16 protein-coding genes are annotated in these 18,469 nt (G+C 67.7%); 10 read left to right on the forward strand and 6 right to left on the reverse strand.

All coding sequences use genetic code 11. The annotated features are described in order from the left end of the window. Window positions 1-167: 167 nt before the first annotated feature. Together N7367_RS04270 and N7367_RS04275 are read right to left on the reverse strand one after the other, a co-directional pair. On the reverse strand, window positions 168-617 hold the full coding sequence (locus N7367_RS04270; protein WP_111185829.1) for a hypothetical protein: 450 nt from the start codon (window positions 615-617) through the stop codon (window positions 168-170). 170 nt (window positions 618-787) lie between these two features. Beyond that, window positions 788-2,992 carry a TonB-dependent receptor gene (locus N7367_RS04275; protein WP_279941805.1) on the reverse strand — a complete coding sequence of 735 codons (2,205 nt, stop codon included), beginning with the start codon at window positions 2,990-2,992 and terminating at the stop codon, window positions 788-790. A gap of 134 nt (window positions 2,993-3,126) precedes the next feature. Here N7367_RS04275 and N7367_RS04280 point away from each other — a divergent pair, with 134 nt between their 5' ends. Together N7367_RS04280 and N7367_RS04285 are read left to right on the forward strand one after the other, a co-directional pair. Beyond that, the gene (locus N7367_RS04280; RefSeq protein ID WP_053518754.1) at window positions 3,127-3,540 is read left to right on the forward strand and encodes a MerC domain-containing protein; all 414 of its coding nucleotides are present in this window, start codon (window positions 3,127-3,129) and stop codon (window positions 3,538-3,540) included. Between the two features lie 110 nt (window positions 3,541-3,650). Then, on the forward strand, window positions 3,651-3,830 hold the full coding sequence (locus N7367_RS04285; RefSeq protein ID WP_004150462.1) for a 30S ribosomal protein THX: 180 nt from the start codon (window positions 3,651-3,653) through the stop codon (window positions 3,828-3,830). Between the two features lie 149 nt (window positions 3,831-3,979). Here the strand turns inward: N7367_RS04285 and N7367_RS04290 are convergent, their stop codons facing one another. From N7367_RS04290 to N7367_RS04300, 3 genes are all read right to left on the reverse strand, one after another. Beyond that, window positions 3,980-5,230 (reverse strand): ectonucleotide pyrophosphatase/phosphodiesterase, encoded by a 1,251-nt coding sequence (locus N7367_RS04290; protein WP_279941806.1) that lies wholly within the window; start codon window positions 5,228-5,230, stop codon window positions 3,980-3,982. Between the two features lie 107 nt (window positions 5,231-5,337). Further along, window positions 5,338-5,829, reverse strand: coding sequence for a methylated-DNA--[protein]-cysteine S-methyltransferase (locus N7367_RS04295; RefSeq protein WP_279941807.1), 492 nt, complete (start codon window positions 5,827-5,829; stop codon window positions 5,338-5,340). Then, complete coding sequence (locus tag N7367_RS04300; RefSeq protein WP_279941808.1) at window positions 5,826-7,304, reverse strand: DNA-3-methyladenine glycosylase 2; 1,479 nt, start codon at window positions 7,302-7,304, stop codon at window positions 5,826-5,828. Before N7367_RS04300 ends, N7367_RS04295 begins: the two co-directional genes overlap by 4 nt. Before the next feature lie 160 nt (window positions 7,305-7,464). Here N7367_RS04300 and N7367_RS04305 point away from each other — a divergent pair, with 160 nt between their 5' ends. The 4 genes from N7367_RS04305 to ubiM all read left to right on the forward strand — a co-directional run bounded on the left by N7367_RS04305 (window position 7,465) and on the right by ubiM (window position 10,901). After that, window positions 7,465-8,628 (forward strand): hypothetical protein, encoded by a 1,164-nt coding sequence (locus N7367_RS04305; RefSeq protein WP_111185819.1) that lies wholly within the window; start codon window positions 7,465-7,467, stop codon window positions 8,626-8,628. A 58-nt stretch (window positions 8,629-8,686) separates the two neighbouring features. Then, a complete protein-coding gene (locus N7367_RS04310; RefSeq protein ID WP_053518760.1) occupies window positions 8,687-9,241 on the forward strand; it encodes a DUF4019 domain-containing protein in 555 nt (184 codons plus the stop codon). Between the two features lie 11 nt (window positions 9,242-9,252). Next, the gene (locus N7367_RS04315; protein WP_065181158.1) at window positions 9,253-9,642 is read left to right on the forward strand and encodes an MAPEG family protein; all 390 of its coding nucleotides are present in this window, start codon (window positions 9,253-9,255) and stop codon (window positions 9,640-9,642) included. Between the two features lie 80 nt (window positions 9,643-9,722). Continuing rightward, a complete protein-coding gene (gene ubiM, locus N7367_RS04320; protein WP_279941809.1) occupies window positions 9,723-10,901 on the forward strand; it encodes a 5-demethoxyubiquinol-8 5-hydroxylase UbiM in 1,179 nt (392 codons plus the stop codon). 11 nt (window positions 10,902-10,912) lie between these two features. Here the strand turns inward: ubiM and N7367_RS04325 are convergent, their stop codons facing one another. Beyond that, the gene (locus tag N7367_RS04325; protein ID WP_014036469.1) at window positions 10,913-11,134 is read right to left on the reverse strand and encodes an RNA-binding S4 domain-containing protein; all 222 of its coding nucleotides are present in this window, start codon (window positions 11,132-11,134) and stop codon (window positions 10,913-10,915) included. Between the two features lie 267 nt (window positions 11,135-11,401). On the opposite strand from N7367_RS04325, the gene N7367_RS04330 reads away from it, so the two are divergent. From N7367_RS04330 to N7367_RS04345, 4 genes are all read left to right on the forward strand, one after another. Further along, window positions 11,402-13,327, forward strand: a complete 1,926-nt coding sequence (locus N7367_RS04330; protein ID WP_279941810.1) for a DEAD/DEAH box helicase — start codon at window positions 11,402-11,404, stop codon at window positions 13,325-13,327. Window positions 13,328-13,476: 149 nt separating this feature from the next. Beyond that, window positions 13,477-15,900, forward strand: coding sequence for an EAL domain-containing protein (locus N7367_RS04335; protein ID WP_279941811.1), 2,424 nt, complete (start codon window positions 13,477-13,479; stop codon window positions 15,898-15,900). A 108-nt stretch (window positions 15,901-16,008) separates the two neighbouring features. After that, window positions 16,009-17,673 carry a GGDEF domain-containing protein gene (locus N7367_RS04340; RefSeq protein ID WP_154582365.1) on the forward strand — a complete coding sequence of 555 codons (1,665 nt, stop codon included), beginning with the start codon at window positions 16,009-16,011 and terminating at the stop codon, window positions 17,671-17,673. A gap of 34 nt (window positions 17,674-17,707) precedes the next feature. Next, a complete protein-coding gene (locus tag N7367_RS04345) occupies window positions 17,708-18,430 on the forward strand; it encodes a pseudouridine synthase (RefSeq protein ID WP_053518769.1) in 723 nt (240 codons plus the stop codon). Window positions 18,431-18,469 lie beyond the last annotated feature (39 nt).

Raw genomic sequence — 18,469 nt, forward strand, 5'->3', positions numbered from 1 at the left:
GAGACATTGAGTGACGGGATTGTCCGGTTGTTGTCCTACGCACATCTTTGTGACGGATGCGTGATGGCATCGCAGCGATATGCAGGAACCCATGGCTCGCGGAGGGGGCAGTAGATCCACGCCATGCGTGGATGAGTATCTGGAGCGGATGGGAGCTGGCTAGCGGCTCACTGATCCACCTTTCCAGTTTTCTTCCTGCTCTTGATGAAATCAATGAACCCCTTCTTGTGGCCCCCAAAGACACGACGGCCGTACTTCCGGTAGTGCGGTCCAAATAGTGTGTAGGCCCCATCCAGGTCTCCGGACTCGAACTGGATGGTGGCGGCGAGTTCGTCCATGGACACGTTCGCAGCTTCGCCCTCTCCATAGATGTCTCTGGCGACCATCGCCCACGCTCTGGCCTTCTCAAACTGAGCGGTATCGCGATAGAAGACAGCTATTCCATACGATGTAATCTGGCCGTAGTCATAAGCAGATTTCGGCTCCGGAATCATGTCCCAGCTTTCAAGGAAGCAATGCTCTGCCTCCGCAATATCGCCGGCCATCCAAGCGGTTCTGCCGCGCTTGGCAATTGCAAGGAAGCGTTCTTCCAGTTCGGCATCGAGACTCAGGGCCATGCAAATGTTTCCGCTCAGTTTGTCTATTGGATTGACACCGGGCTGAGTCTAGTCGTGCAGCAGATGGTGACGCGTCGGTAGTGCGCCGCTTTCTCCAGTTCATGCCATATACGACAAAAAAAAGGGGGCCTTTCGGCCCCCTCAGGTAATGTTCCGATGGCGTAGGCCGATCAGAAGTACGCACGGATGCCGAATGCGACACCGCGGCCCGGCAGCGGCGAGTAGTCGCGCAGCAGCGAGGTGTGCGGGCGCACTTCACGGTTGGTCAGGTTGCTGCCATCCAGGAACACCTCATAGCTGTTGCTGTCGTTGCGATCCCAGCGGTAGGCCAGGTGCGCATCGACCAGGGTGTAGCCGTCGCTCGGCTCTTCGTTCTGCGCCACGTCCTTCTGCCGGCTGTAACGCACGGCGCCCACCGACGCGCGCCAGCCGTCCTTCGCCCAGCGCAGGTCGGCACCGACGCGGGCCGGCGCGATGCGCGGCAGGTAGCCGGTGTTGGCCAGCTCCACGGTGTAGTTGTGGTTGTGGTCACCGTGCGGCACCGCGATGTCGAGGTTGCGGCTGCCGTTGCCGTCCAGCTTGGCCTGCACGTAATCGCCGAACAGGCGCAGATCCCAGTCGCCTGCGACGCCTTCGAACAGATGCACCAGGGCTTCCGCCTCGGCACCCTTGAACACCGCATCCTGCTGCGTCCATGCACGCACCGGCAGGCCTTCGGTGACGCCGGTGTCGGCCAGGTAGATGAAGTCCTTGAACTTCGTCTGGTAGATCGAGGCGGAGAAGTCCAGGCGATCGCTGTGGGTGTGGATGCCCAGCTCGACACGCTGGCCGCGCTCGGTCTTCAGGTTGGCGTCGCCGATTTCCAGCGAGCGGGTGGCAATGTGCGCGCCAGCGGCATACAGCTCTTCATTGGTGGGGGCACGTTCGGAGCTGTCCACGCCGATGCGCAGGTCGACCGCGTCGTTGAGCTTCCAGATGCCGGCCGCGGACAGATTGGTGGCATCGAACTGCCGGCGGCGGTAATCGCCGGTCGGGTCCAGCTTGACCTGGTCGTGGCGGCCGCCGAGTTCGAGCTTGAACGGGCCGAACTGCTTCTCCTGCAGCACGAACAGGCCGATGTTTTTCGTTCCGGTGTCCGGCACGAATGCTTCTTCGCCCTTGGCGCCGAAATCGCTGTTGCCGAACTGCACGCCGAAGGCGCCGTCCCAGCCACCGACCTGCTGCTGTACGGCTTCCAGGCGGGTTTCGATGCCGCGGTTGGTGAAGCGTGTGGAGGGTGTGCCGGCCTCCAGCTCGACATGCTCGTAGTCGGTGTAGGCCACGCGGGCATTGATGTTCTTCAGGAACGAGACCGGGTTGTAGATGCCGGCCTTGGTCTCGAAGCGGTTCTGCACCATGTCGATGCGTACGTCATGCTCGTCGCCGCCTTCCTCCTCGCCGTGATCATGATCATGATCGTGGTCATGATCGTCGCCGTCCGCGTGGACGTGGGCCCCATTGGGGATGCCATAGTTGGTGCGATAGGTGCTGGCCGACACGCCGAAGTAGCCGCCCTCGCCCAGCCAGGTGGCACCCACGCCACCGGCCCGGGTGCGGATGGAGCTGTTGTCCAGGCGGCCACGGCGCGGCTCGTCGCCTTCCTCGCCCGCGTGGTCGTGGTCATGGTCTTCGTGGTGGTCTTCCAGGCTGTCGATCACCGCGTAGCCGGGAATGCGGTAGTCGTCGCCGTTGCGCACCAGGCCGTCGACATGCAGCACGACGTTGCCGCTGACGCCGTCGAGGCGGAACATGCCGCTGCGTTCATCATTGACGGAGTTGCCGCGCAGTTCAGCGCGGCCGCTGAGCGGACGGTCGGGCAGCTCGCGGGCGATGCGGCCATCGACGACGTTGACCGCGCCGCCGATCGCACCGCTGCCGAACAGCAGTGTCGCCGGGCCCTTCAGCACTTCGATCTGATCAGCCAGGAACGGTTCGATGCTGGTGGCATGGTCGGCGCTGACGGTGGAGGCATCCATGTTGCCCATGCCGTTGGACAGCACGGCCACCCGCGGGCCTTCCTGGCCGCGGATGATTGGACGACCGACACCGGGGCCGAAGAAGGTGCTCTGCACGCCCGGCAGCTTGGCCACCGTATCGCCGAGGGTGCCTGCCTTCTGTTCGTCCAGGCGCTCGCCGGCGAGCACTTCGACCGGGCGTGCCAGCGACTCGGCGTCGCCCTGCAGCGGCGAGGCGGTGACCTGCACCGATGACAGCTCGGTCAGGTGGCGGTCACGGTGCGCATCGTCGTCGCCTGCGGCGAATGCGGCGGACGGCAGCAGCGCGGCGAGCGCCAGGGCGAGGGTGTGCGGCTTGAACCGCAGGGAAGGGGCGGGCATCGAGAAGTCCTTGTTACTGTGTATCAATTGTGAAGCGCACGTATCCCGTCGCGGGACAGGGGGAGAGGAGATCGTGCGGACCAGGAAGGGATGTTATATTATTCCATAACGATTCGCCGACCCTGCTGGAAGTCATGTCCCTCTCCTCCCACCTGCGGCATCTGCTCGACCGTTTCGGTGCCACCGGATCGATGCTGTGCGCAGTGCACTGTGCGGTGATTCCGGTGCTGCTGGCCGCAGCGCCTTCGCTGGGCCTGTCGTTCTGGCTCAGCGATGGCGTTGAACAGGCGCTGGTCGTGTTCGTGACCCTGCTGGGTCTGTTCAGCCTTGTCTGGGGCTACCGCCGGCATGGCGCCCTGCGCGCGCTGGCGTTCCTGATTCCCGGGCTGGTCGCGCTGTGGGCCGGGGTTCTGTACGACCCGCTGCATCACAATGCCGTGCCGCACGCGGTGGTGATGACCATTGGCGGTCTGCTGGTCGGCGTTGCCCATCTGGTCAATCTGCGGCTCAACCACAGCCACGTACACGACGCCAGCTGCGCGCACTAGGCGCTCCGTGATAGGCTTTCCGATCGTGCGCGGGGGCGTCCAGCAAGGCGGCCCCGCCGAACCCGTGTCAGCACGGGGTAACCAGATTTCACATTTGAGGAGTTGAAGACATGGGTAAGGGTGACCGCAAGACCGCCAAGGGCAAGCGCTACAACGCCAGCTACGGCAACGCCCGTTCGCACACCGCGAGCAAGGTCGCCGTAGGCGCCGCTGCCCCGGTCGCCAAGAAGACCGTGGCCAAGGCTCCGGCGAAGAAGGCCGTGGCGAAGAAGGCCGTCGCCAAGGCCTGATCGGCCGGCCGATGGGTCAACGAAGAACGCGGCGCCTGGCGCCGCGTTTTTTTATGCGTGTCGTTGCGGCCGCCGCGTTCGCCGGGCATGGCCCGGCGCTACCCACATTGGCACGGTAGCGCCGGGCCATGTCCGGCGGAGACGCCCGATCAACGCAGCGTCTGCTTCAGTGTCTCGGCATTGCCGTCGTTCGGCGCGGCTGGAACCTGCAGCAGGTGCGCCAGCAGCGGATAGACATCGACGTTGTCGAAGCCGTCGATCAGCAGCCCCTGGCGGAACGACGGGCCGCTCGCCACGAACACCGCACGCATCGACGGCAGCGCCGGATCGTAGCCGTGCGAGCCGCCGTCGCGACGATCGCGCCTGGCGATCCAGTCCCGGGTCAGCGCGTCCCAGCCTTCATCCATCTGGCAGACGATGGCGGGTATGCGTGGATGCGTGCCGTAATGCCAGCGCGCAGGCAGGTTCTCCTTCTTCCAGCATTCGTAGTGGGCATGGCGGCCGAGCAGGGCACGTTCGGCCTCGGCATCACGCCCCGCGACCGGCGCGAAGCCGACGGACTGGCCCTGGCTGACGTTGCGTGCGATGGCCGGGTCCACCATCGACTCGGTGGCGATCACCTGGCCTTCGCCCACCGCGGCCATGCCGTGATCGGAAACCACGATCACATTGGTGGTGGCTGTCAGGCCACGCTGCTGCAGTCCGTCGAGCACCTGGCCGACAACCTGGTCGGCCCGCACGATGGCTGCCGTGTACTGCTGCGACTGCGGCCCATGGTGATGCCCGGCCTTGTCGACGTGTTCCATGTACAGCGTGGCCAGGCGCGGCGCCTCGGCATCGCTGCGTGCCAGCCAGCCCAGTACGGTCTGCACACGTTGCTCGAACGGTTCCTTGTCGTTATACGCCAGCCACTGGCTGGGGCGCACGCCCTTGATCTCCGCTTCGCTGCCCGGCCAGGACCAGGTCGCGGAACGCACGCCGGCTTTCTCCGCGCTGACCCAGATCGGCTCGCCGCCCCACCAGTCGCTGCGGGTGACCGCCTCGCGGTTGCTCAGCGCGAAACTGCCCAGCGATGCGTCGTCCATCGCATTGTGGATGATGCCGTGATGGTCAGGGCGCAGACCGGTCACGATGGTGTAGTGGTTGGGGAAGGTCAGCGAGGGATAGGAGGGCGTCATCCAGCGTGCGCGCACGCCGCTGTCGATCATCCGCTGCAGGTTCGGAGTCAGCCCGCGGTCCAGCGCGTCGGCACGCAGGCCATCGATGGAGATCAGCAGCAGCTTCGGCGGTGCGGCCGTTGCCGCAGGCGTGGAGACGGTGGCGGTCGGGGCGGGTGCGGTGGTGCAGGCGGCCAACGGCAGCAGCAGCGCCAGCGCGCAGGTCAGGCGTACGGAAGTCATCCGCCCATCATAGTGCGAGGTAATGACGCGCCCAAGACACGGCGCGCCAGGACCGTCCGCGGTCAGATCCCTTTCCCAGGGGAAAGGGATCTGACCCCGATCTCCCATCAGGCGAACAGCGGTACCTGGAGTTGCTCAAGCCGCAGCAGTGCTGCCTTGGTCTCCAGCCCGCCGCCGAAACCGGTCAGCGCGCCGTTGCTGCCGATCACGCGATGGCAGGGCAGGATGATCGGCAGGGGATTGCGGCCGTTGGCGGCGCCGACCGCGCGCGTCGCGCTGGGCTGGCCCAGGTGCTGCGCCAGCTGCAGGTAGCTCCAGGTCTGGCCGAACGGTATCAACGCCAGAGCCTGCCACACGCGCAGCTGGAACGGGGTGCCGCGCGGTGCCAGCAGCAGATCGAATGTGCTGCGTTCGCCATGCAGGTACTGCAGCAGCTGTTCGCGGGCCTCGGGAAACGCGCCGGGCGCATTGTGCCAGTCGCTGCGTCCGCGCGCGGGGTGGCGGTTTTCAGGAAACAGCACGTGGGCCAGGCCACGTTCGTCGCCGGCGATGGTGAGCTCGCCGATCGGGCTGTCAAAACGGTCGAACAACAACGTCATGTCGGTTCTCCAACGAACGTGCCGGACAGATGCCACAGATGCAGCACCGCATACGAGCGCCAGGGGCGCCAGGGCTGGGATCGCGCTTCGGTGGCGCGTTCGCTCAGGCGCTGCCCCTGGGCATGGCCGAGCACCTGCTGCAGCACCAGGTCACCTGCAGGAAACGCGTCGGGCTGGCCCAGGCCGCGCAGGGCGATGTACTGCGCCGTCCACGGGCCGATGCCGGGCAGGGCCACGCAGCGGGCGACGAATTCCTCCAGTGCCTGGCCGGGCCCGAAGTCGAGCTGGCCACTGACGCAGGCTGCGGCCAGTGCGCGCACGGTGGCGGCGCGGCTGCGTGGCAGACCGATCGATTCCAGAGGGGCGTCCGCCAATACCGAGGGAGAGGGGAACTGGCGGTCGAACTCCGTCGGCATACCCGGCAGGTGGGCGCCATGCGCGTCGACCAGCCGGCGCGCGAAGGTGGTCGCCGCCGCAACGCTGACCTGCTGGCCGAGCACGGCACGCACCGCCACCTCGAAGCCATCCCAGCCGCCCGGCACGCGCAGGCCAGGGCGTTCGGCGATGCCGCGCGCCAGCAGCGGCTCTTCACCGAGCGCGGCATGCACCTGCTGCAGGTCGGCATCGAGATCGAATACCCGCCGCACGCGTCGCACGATGTCCGGTATCAGCCGCGGATCGACCGCACCCAACTGCAGGCGCAGTTCCGGCCGCTTCGGATCAGCCGTCACCCGCAGCAGGGTGGGTCGTTCAGGCATGCCGAGCACGCGCTGGTAGCTGTCGTCGCCGATCAGTTCGATGCCCGGCAGGCTGCGCTTGCGCAGGAACGCCAGCATGCGCGGAAAATCCAGCGGAGGCCGGTAGCCCAAGCGCAGCACCAGGCCACCGTCATCGGCGGCCAGCGGGACGTGTTGGCGGCGCAGCGTGGTCGGCGCCATCCCGCAGCCCTGCAGGAAGGCGGTGTTGAAGCGGCGCAGGCTGTTGTAGCCCGCCGCGAGCGCAACGTCGGTGACCGGTAGGGTGGTTTCGGTCAGCAGCTGCTTGGCCAGCAGCAGGCGGTGGGTGGCGTGGATCTGGCCGGGCGTGGCGCCCAGGTGCTCCACGAACAGGCGCTGCAGCTGGCGTGCGCTGAGGCCGATCTTCGCAGCCAGTCCGGCAACCGGCTGCTCCTGCAGGAAGCCGCCGTGGATCAACGCCAGCGACCGCTGTACGGCTTGGCCGGCCAGCGCCTGCTGTGCCTGCGGCGCCAGTTCGGGACGGCAGCGCAGGCAGGGCCGGTAACCGGCGGCAGAGGCTGCGGCCGCACTCGGGAAATAGGTGATGTTGCGCGGCTTCGGCGGCGGCGCCGGGCAGACCGGCCGGCAGTAGATGCCGGTGCTGCGCACGGCGGTGAAGAACACGCCATCGAAGCGCGCGTCACGGGCGAGGCGGGCACGGTCGCAGGCAGCGGTGTCGAGGACGAGAGCGGTGTTCATGCGCCCAGTCTAGGCTGCCCATGCGGCAGATACTCGCCGGATTCGGACATGGATGCAGCGGGTCGCGATCCGGGGTCAGAACCGGTTCAGTGCCACGTGCTGAATGCGCGCGCCGTGCAGGTAGACTGTGATCCTTGTTCCTGCGAAATCCGGTTGCCCGATGTCCGCCTTGATCCGCTGGTTGCCCCTTTTGTGCCTGGCCTTTGCGGGCTGCAGCCAGTTGGAGAATCCGGGCAACGTGACTGCGGCTGACAAGGCGGCACGGGCACCGGCCAGTGATGGCGACAACATGGTGTCGATCAATGCCGCCGACGCCCCACCACCGCCGTCCCCGCCGCGTAGCCGCGCTGATCGGCCGTGGCCGCAGGCGCAGCTGGAGAACGGCCGGGCCTGGGTCAGCTGCAGCACCGATTACGCGGCCGAAGGCGGCGACGGCGTGGAGCTGGAAGGACTGCAGCGCGAGCAGATCAGCCAGGCGCTGCAGCCGTGCGCCGAGCGTGGCCTGCTGCGGGTGCGCTACAACGGCAAGATCAATCCCGGGTTCGCCGAAATGATGTGGCGCCTGGCCGTGGTGGCCGACGCGCTGGAGATCCACAAGCGCATCCTCGATCTCGACTCCAGTGGTGGCCAGGTCGAGTCGGCGATCATTGCCGGCGACAGCATCGGCGAATCGGGCTGGACCATCTGGGTGCGCGAAGGATCGATCTGCCACAGCGCCTGCGTGTTCGTGCTCGCGGCCGGCGACAACCGCCTGCTGACCGGCAAGGTCGGCATCCACCGCATGATGCGCATCAGCTCCAAGGCGACCTCGCGCGCCGAGCTCAACCGCGAGCTGCACGAGGTCTACGACAACGTGAAGGATTATCTGCAGCGCAACGGTGTGGCGGTGGGCGTTGCTGATCTGATGATGACCGTGCCCAACCGCAGCCTGCGCCTGCTGACCCCCGAGGAACTGCGGCAGTTCGGCCTGGATGGCACCAATGCGGTGCAGGACGACCTGGAACGGATCAAGCAGATGCGCGCGTGTGGCGACGATTTCGTGCAGCGCAAGGACGCGTTCCTGATCGCCTTCGACCAGCAGTGCAAGCGCGACGGTGCAGACATGGAATCGATCAACAGCTGCGGCCAGTCGCTCAAGCAGCGGTTCGGTTTCCCCGATCCGGTCTGCCCCGAGGAGAGCCCGCTGTCGGAGATCGACGTGGCCACGCTGCCACCGTCTCCTCCGCCGCAGGTTCCGGTGGCGGAACAGCCGGCAGTGGAGACGGAGACCCAGGCCTCACAGGCCGATGCCGAAGCAACCCAGGGCAGCGTGCCGCTGCGCTGACAAACGCCTCACCCGGCTGGCGTAGACTGCGGTTCCTTCCGATGAACCGGTGGTGTCCATGAAGCGCGCGCTCCTGCTGCTGTCCCTGTTGCCGCTTGCTGCATTCGCCCAGGTGCCCGCGCCCGCCACGCCGGCTCCGGCGCCGGCGCGCCCGGCGCCGAGTGCGCCGGCCGCCGCGCCACCGGCGACAGCGGCACGGCCGCCCGCACCGGCCCTCAGCCCGGCACAGCAGGCGCAGGTGCAGAAGCAGGACGCGGAGATGGGGGCAGCCGCACTGAGGGCCGCGCAGATGGTCGACGCCAACCGCGCGGGCGAGTTGTGGGATGGCGCATCAGCCGTAGCGCGGCGCGCGGTGACCAAGCCGGCCTTCATCAGCCAGCTGACCGCCGACCGCACCCGCCTGGGTGCCTTGAGTGGTCGCGGCCAACCGTCCATTACCCGGGTGAAGTACGCGGCCGGCGCCGCCGTACCCGAAGGCCTGTACATCAATGTCAGCTTCCCGACCCGCTTCGCCAACAGTGCGCAGCCCGTGCGCGAACTGGTCTCGTTCCGCTTCGATGAGGACCAGGTCTGGCGCCTGGCCGGTTACAGCCTGCGCGCACCCGGGCCCTGAAGGAGAACAGCATGGCGGCCGAACTGACACTGCTGGCGTGGTCGACGCTGCTGGGGTTTGTCTACATCTTCGCCACCTCCACGGTGGTGACCCGCGAGCGGGGCATGAAGTGGAACGCGTCGGCACGCGACGAACAGGGCCGGCCACTCAGCCCGCTGGCAGGGCGGCTGCAACGGGCCCAGTCCAACTTCCTTGAGACGTTCCCGTTCTTCGCCGCCGCCGCGATCGCGGTGGTGGTGGCCGGTCGCAGCAGCGACACCACGGTACTGGCCGCGCAGGCGTACTTCTGGGCACGGGTGGTCTACCTGCCGCTGTACGCCGCGGGTGTGCCCTACGTGCGCAGCCTGGTGTGGCTGGTGTCGCTGCTGTCGATCCTGGCGCTGGTGTTCGCACTGCTGTGAGCCGGGCCTGATCCAGATCAAGGCCGGTCAGCTGCGCGGCGCTATGCTGGCTGCGACTGGATCGATGGTGGGAGGCGCGCATGCGCAGGATGGACGTGGTGGTGGTTGGCGCGGGGCCGGCAGGACTGTGCTTCGCACGTGCGCTGGCCGGCAGCGGGCTGCAGATCGGGCTGATCGAAGCGCAGCCACGCCAGGCGCTCGCCGAAGCGGCGTTCGACGGCCGCGAGATCGCGCTGACCCACGCGTCGCGGCAGAGCCTGGAGCAGCTGGGGCTGTGGGCACGGCTGCCGGAGGCCGAGATTTCCGAACTGCGCGATGCCAAGGTGATGAACGGCGGCTCGCCGTTCGCACTGACCTTCGCCAGCAGCCAGGTCGATGGTCAGCCGCTGGGTTGGCTGGTGCCCAATCATCTGATCCGCCGTGCGGCGTGGGACGCGGTGCAGCGCCAGGACGGCCTGGAGCTGTTCGACGGGCGCAAGGTGCAGGGCGTGCAGGCCGATGCGCAGGGCCATGTGGTCACGCTGGATGATGGCAGCAGGCTGCACGCGCGGTTGCTGGTGGCCGCGGACAGCCGTTTCTCCGCAACCCGGCGCATGCTCGGCATCGGTGCGCAGATGCGCGACTTCGGCAAGTCGATGCTGGTGTGCCGCATGCGCGTCGAACGCGACCATCACCACACCGCGTGGGAGTGGTTCGGCTACGGTCGTACGATGGCGCTGCTGCCGCTCAACGAAGGCCAGGCATCTGCGGTGATCACGCTGCCCCCGCGGCGGATCGAGGATCTGCTGGCGAAGGATGAGGTAGCCTTCGGTGAGGCCGTCAGCGGCTTCTTCGAGCATCGGCTGGGGGGCATGCAGCCGGTCGCCACGCCGCAGGCCTATCCGTTGGTGGGTGTCTATGCACACCATTTCGCAGGCGAGCGCTCGGCGCTGATCGGCGACGCTGCGGTGGGCATGCACCCGGTCACCGCCCATGGCTTCAACCTGGGCCTGGCCAGTGCCCAGCGCCTGGCGCGGGGCATCGCCGGCCAGCAGCGCCGCGGTGCGGACATCGCCGCGGCCGGCATGCTGGCCGGCTACCAGCGTGGCCATCGGATGGCGGCGCGACCGCTGTACGAGGCGACCAATGCGATCGCCAGCCTGTACACCGATGATCGGCGCCCGGCGCGGCTGCTGCGGGCAGCGGGCCTGCGTGTCGCCCAGGGCGTGGCACCGTTCAGGCAGCTGATCGCCTCGCACCTGACCCAGCGCGTGGCCTGAACAGGATCAGATCAGCCGGCCGCCAGCACCCGGATCTGGCTGTCGGCGAATTCGACCACCTGGCCTGCGCGGATCTTGCAGGCCTTGCGCAGTTCAACTTCGCCGTCGACCCGTACCTGGCCCTCGCTGATGACCATCTTGGCCTCGCCGCCACTGGTGACCAGGTCGGCCAGCTTGAGCAACTGCTTGAGTTCGACGTAGTCACCGTCGAGGTCGAATTCGAGAATCTGCATGGAGCGGGGGTTCCTGGGAAGGGGCGCAGGCCAGCGGCCGGGCCGGGAAGAGGGCGCGTATTGTGCGCCAGCACGGGGCCTGACGGCACGCGAAGGGAAAACTGTACGCCTCGTTCAGGATCAATGCGGTATCATTCCGCTCTGAGCGAGTGAAATCTCCTCCGACCGAGCAGCGCCAGGGCACGCGATAAGAAGGGCGCCCAAAGCGCGGACCATCACCTTTTTTATCGCACTGCCAGGAAGACGGCAGTGCCTTCGGAGTTCCCCATGTCCCAAGATTCCCAAGCGCCGCTGCAGTTCGCGCAGCTCGGCCTGTCCGAGCCCGTGATGCAGGCGGTCACCGCCATCGGCTACGAAACCCCGTCGCCGATCCAGGCCGCCACCATCCCGGCGATGCTGGAAGGCCGCGACGTGCTGGGCCAGGCGCAGACCGGTACCGGCAAGACCGCCGCTTTCGCACTGCCCGTACTGTCCAACATCGACCTGCAGCAGATCAAGCCCCAGGCACTGGTCCTTGCGCCGACCCGCGAACTGGCCATCCAGGTCGCCGAAGCGTTCCAGTCCTATTCGTCGAAGATCCCGGGCTTCCGCGTGCTGCCGGTGTACGGCGGCCAGCCGTATGGCCAGCAGCTGTCGGCCCTGCGCCGCGGCGTGCACATCGTGGTCGGTACCCCCGGCCGCGTGATCGACCATCTGGACCGCAGCACCCTGGACCTGTCCGAGCTGAAGACCCTGGTGCTGGACGAAGCCGATGAAATGCTGCGCATGGGCTTCATCGACGACGTCGAAGCCGTGCTGAAGAAGCTGCCGGAGCAGCGCCAGGTGGCCCTGTTCTCGGCCACCATGCCGCCGCAGATCCGCCGCATCGCGCAGACCTACCTGCAGGACCCGGTCGAGGTCACCATCGCGGCCAAGACCACCACCTCGGCCAACATCCGCCAGCGCTACTGGTGGGTGAGCGGCATGCACAAGCTGGACGCGCTGACCCGCATCCTGGAAGTCGAGCCGTTCGACGCGATGATCATCTTCGCGCGTACCAAGGCCGGTACCGAAGAACTGGCCAGCAAGCTGCAGGCCCGGGGCCTGGCCGCTGCCGCGATCAATGGCGACATGCAGCAGGCCCAGCGTGAGCGCACCATCGCCATGCTGAAGGAAGGCAAGCTGGACATCCTGGTGGCCACCGACGTTGCCGCCCGCGGCCTGGACGTCGAGCGCATCAGCCACGTGCTGAACTACGACATTCCGTACGACACCGAAAGCTACGTGCACCGCATCGGCCGTACCGGTCGTGCCGGCCGCAGCGGCGAGGCGATCCTGTTCGCGACCCCGCGCGAGAAGGGCATGCTGCGCCAGATCGAGCGCGCCACCCGCCAGCCGATCGAAGAGATGCAGCTGCCGAGCGTGGAAGCGGTCAACGATACCCGCATCAACAAATTCACCTCGCGCATCAGCGAAACGCTCGGCGCCGGCGGCCTGGACTTCTACCGCCAGCTTCTGGAGCGCTTCGAGAACGAGCAGAACGTGCCGCCCATCGAAATTGCTGCCGCGCTGGCGAAGATGCTGCAGGGCGACACCCCGTTCCTGCTGCAGCCGCCGGTGCGTGCCCCGCGGGAAGAGCGTGCGCCGCGCGAGCGCTTCGACCGGGGCGACCGTCCGGAGCGTGGCGATCGCTTCGACCGCAACGAACGTGGCCCGCGCTTCGAGCGTGGTCCCCGCCGTGACGACGCCGAAGGGGGTTTCGAGCAGCGTCCGCGCCGTGAAGTTCCGCCGCGCGGTGCGCCGGAGCAGGGCATGGAGACCTACCGCATCTCGGTCGGTCACCAGCATGGCGTGAAGCCGGCGAACATCGTCGGCGCCATCGCCAACGAAGCTGGCCTGGAAAGCCGTTACATCGGCCGCATCGACATCCACGACGACTTCTCGCTGCTGGACCTGCCGGCGCAGATGCCGCAGGACGTGCTGACCCACCTGCAGAAGGTGTGGGTGTCCGGCCAGCAGCTGCAGATGCGTCCGCTGGCTGCCGGTGAAGAGATCAATCCGGCACCGCGTCCGTTCAAGCCGCGCTTCGACAAGCGGGGTCCGGGTGGCCCGGGTGGCCCGCGTCGTGGCGGCCCAGGTGGCCCGGGCGGCGACCGTGACGGCCGTCCGCCGCGTCGTGATGGCTTCAAGCCGCGCGGCCCGCGCAGCTACTGAGCCAGACCTGCCGTGATCGACAACGCCAGCCCTCGGGCTGGCGTTGCTCGTTTGTGGACCCCGGTTTCGCACCGCCCACACATTCAGGGTCATAGGCTGGGCCGGTTCGAAGGGAGGTTGTCACCGCAGCACATTCGGGGGGATCCGGGATGGGTAGGAGTGGCACGGACATTCACAGCCGCCGGGTACCCATGTCCCGTGGGCTGGGGCTGAGGTTTGCGCTGTTGACGGGCATGGCGATCGGGCTGGTCGCATTGTCGGCGCTGATCCAGGAACTGCAGGCGGCTTCGACGGCGTGGATCGCCGGCCAGGGCTACTGGTCGCGTGGCCAGCAGGACGCCACGGCCGCTCTCAGCCGCTACCTGGCGCGGGGGGATGCCCGCGATCTGGAAGACGCCCGCCAGGCCCTGCGCGTGCCGATGGGGGACCTGCAGGGACGCCTGGCGCTGGAGCAGCCGAGACCGGATATCGAGCGTGCCCGACAGGGCTTCCTGCAGGGCGGCAACGCGCGTGCCGATGTGCCGCGGCTGATCTTTTCATTCCGTCACGCCCGTGACCTCGGCGCCTTCCGTGAAGCGACCGCCCTCTGGCGGGCGACCGACGACGACCTGATGGCCGTGCACCGGCTGGTCGATGAACTGCAGCATCGTCATGCCGACGGTCCACTGCCGGTCGCCGCGCGCGACCGGTACCTGCAGCAGCTCCGTGATCTCGACCGGCGGCTGCAGGTGCAGGCGCAGGCGTTTTCGCAGGCGCTGCTGCGGATGGCTGCCGCTGTAAGGATGGCGACCCTGGTTGTCGGCGGCCTGTCGGTGCTGGCGATCAGCCTGATGGCCGTCGCCCTGGCGCGACGGGTCGGCAAGGATCTGACGGAGCATGAAAGCCGCTTCCGCGCAGCCTTCTACCAGGCCAATGTCGGCATGCTGAAGCTTGATGCCGGCGGCCGGGTGCTGGAAGCCAACCAGGCGATGGCGGACATCCTCGACCATCGCCGTGACGCACTGTTGCAGATGTCGCTGCGTGACCTGCTGATGGAAGGAGAGCTGGTCATCGACGGTGTTGGCCGGATCGACTGGGAGCGGCAGCTGCGGCCGAGCGAGCTGCGCTTCCGCCGTCGCGACGGCAGCCTGGTATGGGGGCGCTGGAGCGGTACCGGCGTGCGCAACACCGGTGGCGGGCTGTCGGTGTTCGCGATTGTCGAGGATGTCAGCCAGAACCATGCGCTGGCCCGCGAGATCGAACACCACGCCAGCCACGATCCGCTGACGGGCCTTATCAACCGGCGCGAGATCGAGCGCCTGCTCGAGCGTGCACTGCTGCAGGTGCGCAGCGAGGGGGGCACGCATGCGTTGTGCTACATCAATCTGGACCATTTCAAACTGGTCAATGACAGCTTCGGCCATGCCGCCGGCGACCAGATGCTGCGCGGTTTTGCCGACTATCTGGTCGCCGCCGTGCGCGAGGGCGACTGGGTTGGCCGGTTGGGTGCCGACGAATTCGCGGTGTTCCTGGCCCATGCGGGCCAGGATGAGGCCAAGCGCGTGCTGCAGCGGGTGATCCGCAATCTTGGCCAGGCCACATTCCCGATCAGCGAAGGCAGCCTGCAGCTGAGCTGCAGCATCGGCGTGGTCGAGGTCAGCCAGGAGGCCCCTGATGTCAACTGGCTGATGAGCGCAGCCGACAGTGCCTGTTACGCAGCCAAGCAGGCCGGTCGCAACCGCGTGCACTGTTTCAACGAGGACCGCATGGCGCTGGACGAACGGCGCCTGGAGGCCGAGCGCCTGCAGGGCGTGAGCCGGGCGATGGCCGAGAACCGCATGCTGCTGTACGCGCAGCGCATCGCCCGGGTGGGTGACCCGGGCTATCTGCACTACGAGGTGCTGGTGCGCATGCGCGACAGCGACGGTACGCTGCATCTGCCCGGCCAGTTCATGCCGGCGGTGGAGCGCTACGGCATGGCGGTGACACTGGACCGGCATGTGCTCGGCCTGCTGTTCCGGCACCTGCAGGTGTGCCCGGCGCATGTGCGCCAGCTCGGCCTGTGCAACGTCAACGTGTCCGCACAGTCGATCGCCGAACCCAGCTTCCTGGCTTTCGTCTGCGACCTGCTGGAGCGCAACCGCGTACTGGCGTCCAAGCTCTGCTTCGAGATCACCGAGACGGCCGCGATCAGCAATCTGAGCCAGGCGCGGGCGTTCATCGATGCGGTGAAGGCGCGTGGCTGCCGGCTGGCGCTGGACGATTTCGGATCGGGTCTGTCCTCGTTCGGTTACCTGCGCCAGCTGCCGGCCGACATGCTGAAGATCGACGGTGCATTCGTGCGCGACATGGATGTCGATCCGGTCAGTCACGCGACCGTACGCGCGATCACCGAACTGGGCCGCGAACTGCAGATGGAGGTCGTGGCCGAGTGGGTGGAGAGCAGCGAGGTGGCGGGGGCGCTGACCCGGCTGGGCGTGCAGGGGCTGCAGGGCTATGCGATCGAGCGGCCGCAGCCGCTGGAGCGGATGACCCTGACCGACCTGCGGCCGGTCAGGCTGAAGGCGGTGAAGGGCCCGCCGGCCGCAGGCTGAACGCTGGTCCGCGACGATTGTCTACACCTGCATGCCACGGACGGCTGCGATAATGCACGCCAGGGGCGACGCGCAGTGGGCGCGGGCGTAAGCAGAACAGGATGTGGCGTGGTCGTCAGGCAGTGGCAGTACGGAACTGGGGTGGTGCTGGTCGTGCTGCTGGTGTGGTTGGCAATGCCGTGGCCTGCGCAGGCCGGTGCGGCGATGCACGGTCCCGACTACCTGCTGGTGGGCGTTGCCACCGCCGAGCCTACGCCCCATCGCGCCTGTACTGCGCAGATGCTGGCCGGGCCACGCCAGCAGGTGCGGGTGCCGGCGCCGCCGGCGGGCTGGTCGGGCGAACCCCAGGCGCTGGATGTGTTCAATGTGTTCGCGGGCGAGGTCCAGGTACGGCACGGCGACCGGGAGATCTGCGGCGACATGCATGATGCGCGTACCCGCGACTCGCGTTTCCGTGCCGGCGTGGGCCTGGTTGCGGTGCCGCCGGCCGGCAGTCACGAGCCATTCCTGGTCTCGTGGCAGACGCCGCTGAAGGATCGTTGGGTACCGACGCTGCGGCTCGGCGCACCCAGCCCGGTGCAGCAGAATGACACTGCGCGGCTGCTGGTCCGCGCGGCCTGCATCGCGGTGGCGCTGGCCTTGGCGCTGTCGGCGCTGATGGCCTATCTGACCACCCGTGATCGCAGCTTCCTGGTGTACATCGCGGGTACCGGCGTGCTGGTGCTGTGGCAGGCCATCCTCGGAGGCCTCAGCGGCTATCCGGAGCCGTGGCTGCCGGTCGGCACGCGTGGCGCCTGGTGGCTGCTGGCGCTGACGGCAGCGAGCCAGGCACTGGTGCTGCCTGCCCTGTGGTGGCTGAACGGTGGCGACCGGTTGTGGCCGAAGTCACGCCTGCTCCAGCAGATGGTCCTGTGCGCCCTGCTGGGCGTAGCCGCGCTGGTGCCGTGGCTGCGCTGGGATCAGCTCGGATGGGTCGCGCAGGGGCTGCAGGTGACCTACCTGGCCGGCTGCGGCGTCTCCCTGCTGATGGGGATAGGGGCGCGGTGGCGTGGCGACCGCTGGGCACTGGCTGGATTGGCGGCGCTGGCGCCGATGCTGGTGCTGATCGGAGCCGACGCCTGCGCTGCGGAGTGGCTGCTGGAGTACCGGGTGGAGGCGCTGCAGCTGGCGATCACCTGGCTGCTGATGATGGCGGCCTACGCCCTGAACCTGCGGCTGGGACGCCTGCGCCAGCAGCGTGACGAGATGCGCCAGCTGGCCGAGACCGACGGCCTGACCGGGCTGCCCAACCGCCGCGCCGGCCTGCGCGAGCTCGGCCATCATCTGGAACGGGTCGATCGTGAGCGTGGCCCGATGGTGATCGGCTTCCTCGACATTGATCTGTTCAAGGACATCAACGACCGCCACGGGCATGAGGTGGGTGACCAGGTACTGGTCGCCGTGGCCCGTGCGCTGCGGGCCGCCGTGCGCAGCCAGGACCAGGTGGTGCGGATGGGCGGCGAGGAGTTCCTGCTGCTGATGCCGGGGATGCCGCGCGAGGCGGCGGCGGCGCGGCTGGATCGCCTGCGCCAGCGCATCACCGAGGCCTGCCAGGCCCTGCAGGTGCCGGGGCTGGAGGTGACCGCCAGCATCGGCCTGGCCCAGTGGCGGCCGGGCGAGGACGACCTGGCCGCGCTGCTGCGCCGGGCCGACCATGCCATGTACGTGGCCAAGCGCGCGGGCCGTAACCGGGTGTTCGACGGCGAAGAACTGGATCCACCCGCACCAGCATGAACCTGACAGGGCGGCGATGCCGGATAATAGGGCGATGACCACCCGACTCAACAAACATATCGCCGATACCGGCTTCTGCTCCCGTCGCGAGGCCGACCGCCTGATCGCCGCCCGCCGGGTCACCGTCAACGGCCATCCGGCCGGCACCGGTGCCGTGGTCGGCGAGGGCGACCAGGTGCTGGTCGACGGCCAGCCGCTGCGTGCCCGTACCGCACGCAAGCCGGGGGCGCGCCGCCACGTCTACATCGCGCTGAACAAGCCGGTCGGCGTTACCTGCACCACCGAAAGCTCGGTGAAGGGCAACATCGTCGACTTCGTCGGCCACGAGCAGCGCATCTTCCCGATCGGCCGCCTGGACAAGGAGTCGGAAGGACTGATCCTGATGACCAGCAATGGCGACATCGTCAACCAGATCCTGCGTGCCGAGAATGGCCACCAGAAGGAGTATCTGGTGGCGGTGAACAAGCCGGTCACCGACGAGTTCCTGCGCGGCATGGCCCGGGGTGTGCGCATCCACAACCAGATGACCCTGCCTTGCCGCACCTCGCGCATCGCCAAATTCGGGTTCCGCATCACCCTGGAGCAGGGCCTGAACCGGCAGATCCGCCTGATGGCGGCGGAATTTGGTTACCGCGTCACCCAGCTGCGCCGCGTCCGCATCGACAACATCAAGATCGGTGCGCTGAAGCCGGGCCAGTGGCGCAACCTGACCGAGCAGGAACTGCACGGCCTGCTGCCGCAGCAGCAGGACTGGTGAACGACAGCGGTCGGACGTCGGTCCGGCCGCGCATCGGAT

Origin of the sequence: Stenotrophomonas sp. GD04145, from assembly GCF_029835135.1 — a bacterium.
GTDB lineage: Bacteria > Pseudomonadota > Gammaproteobacteria > Xanthomonadales > Xanthomonadaceae > Stenotrophomonas > Stenotrophomonas maltophilia_P.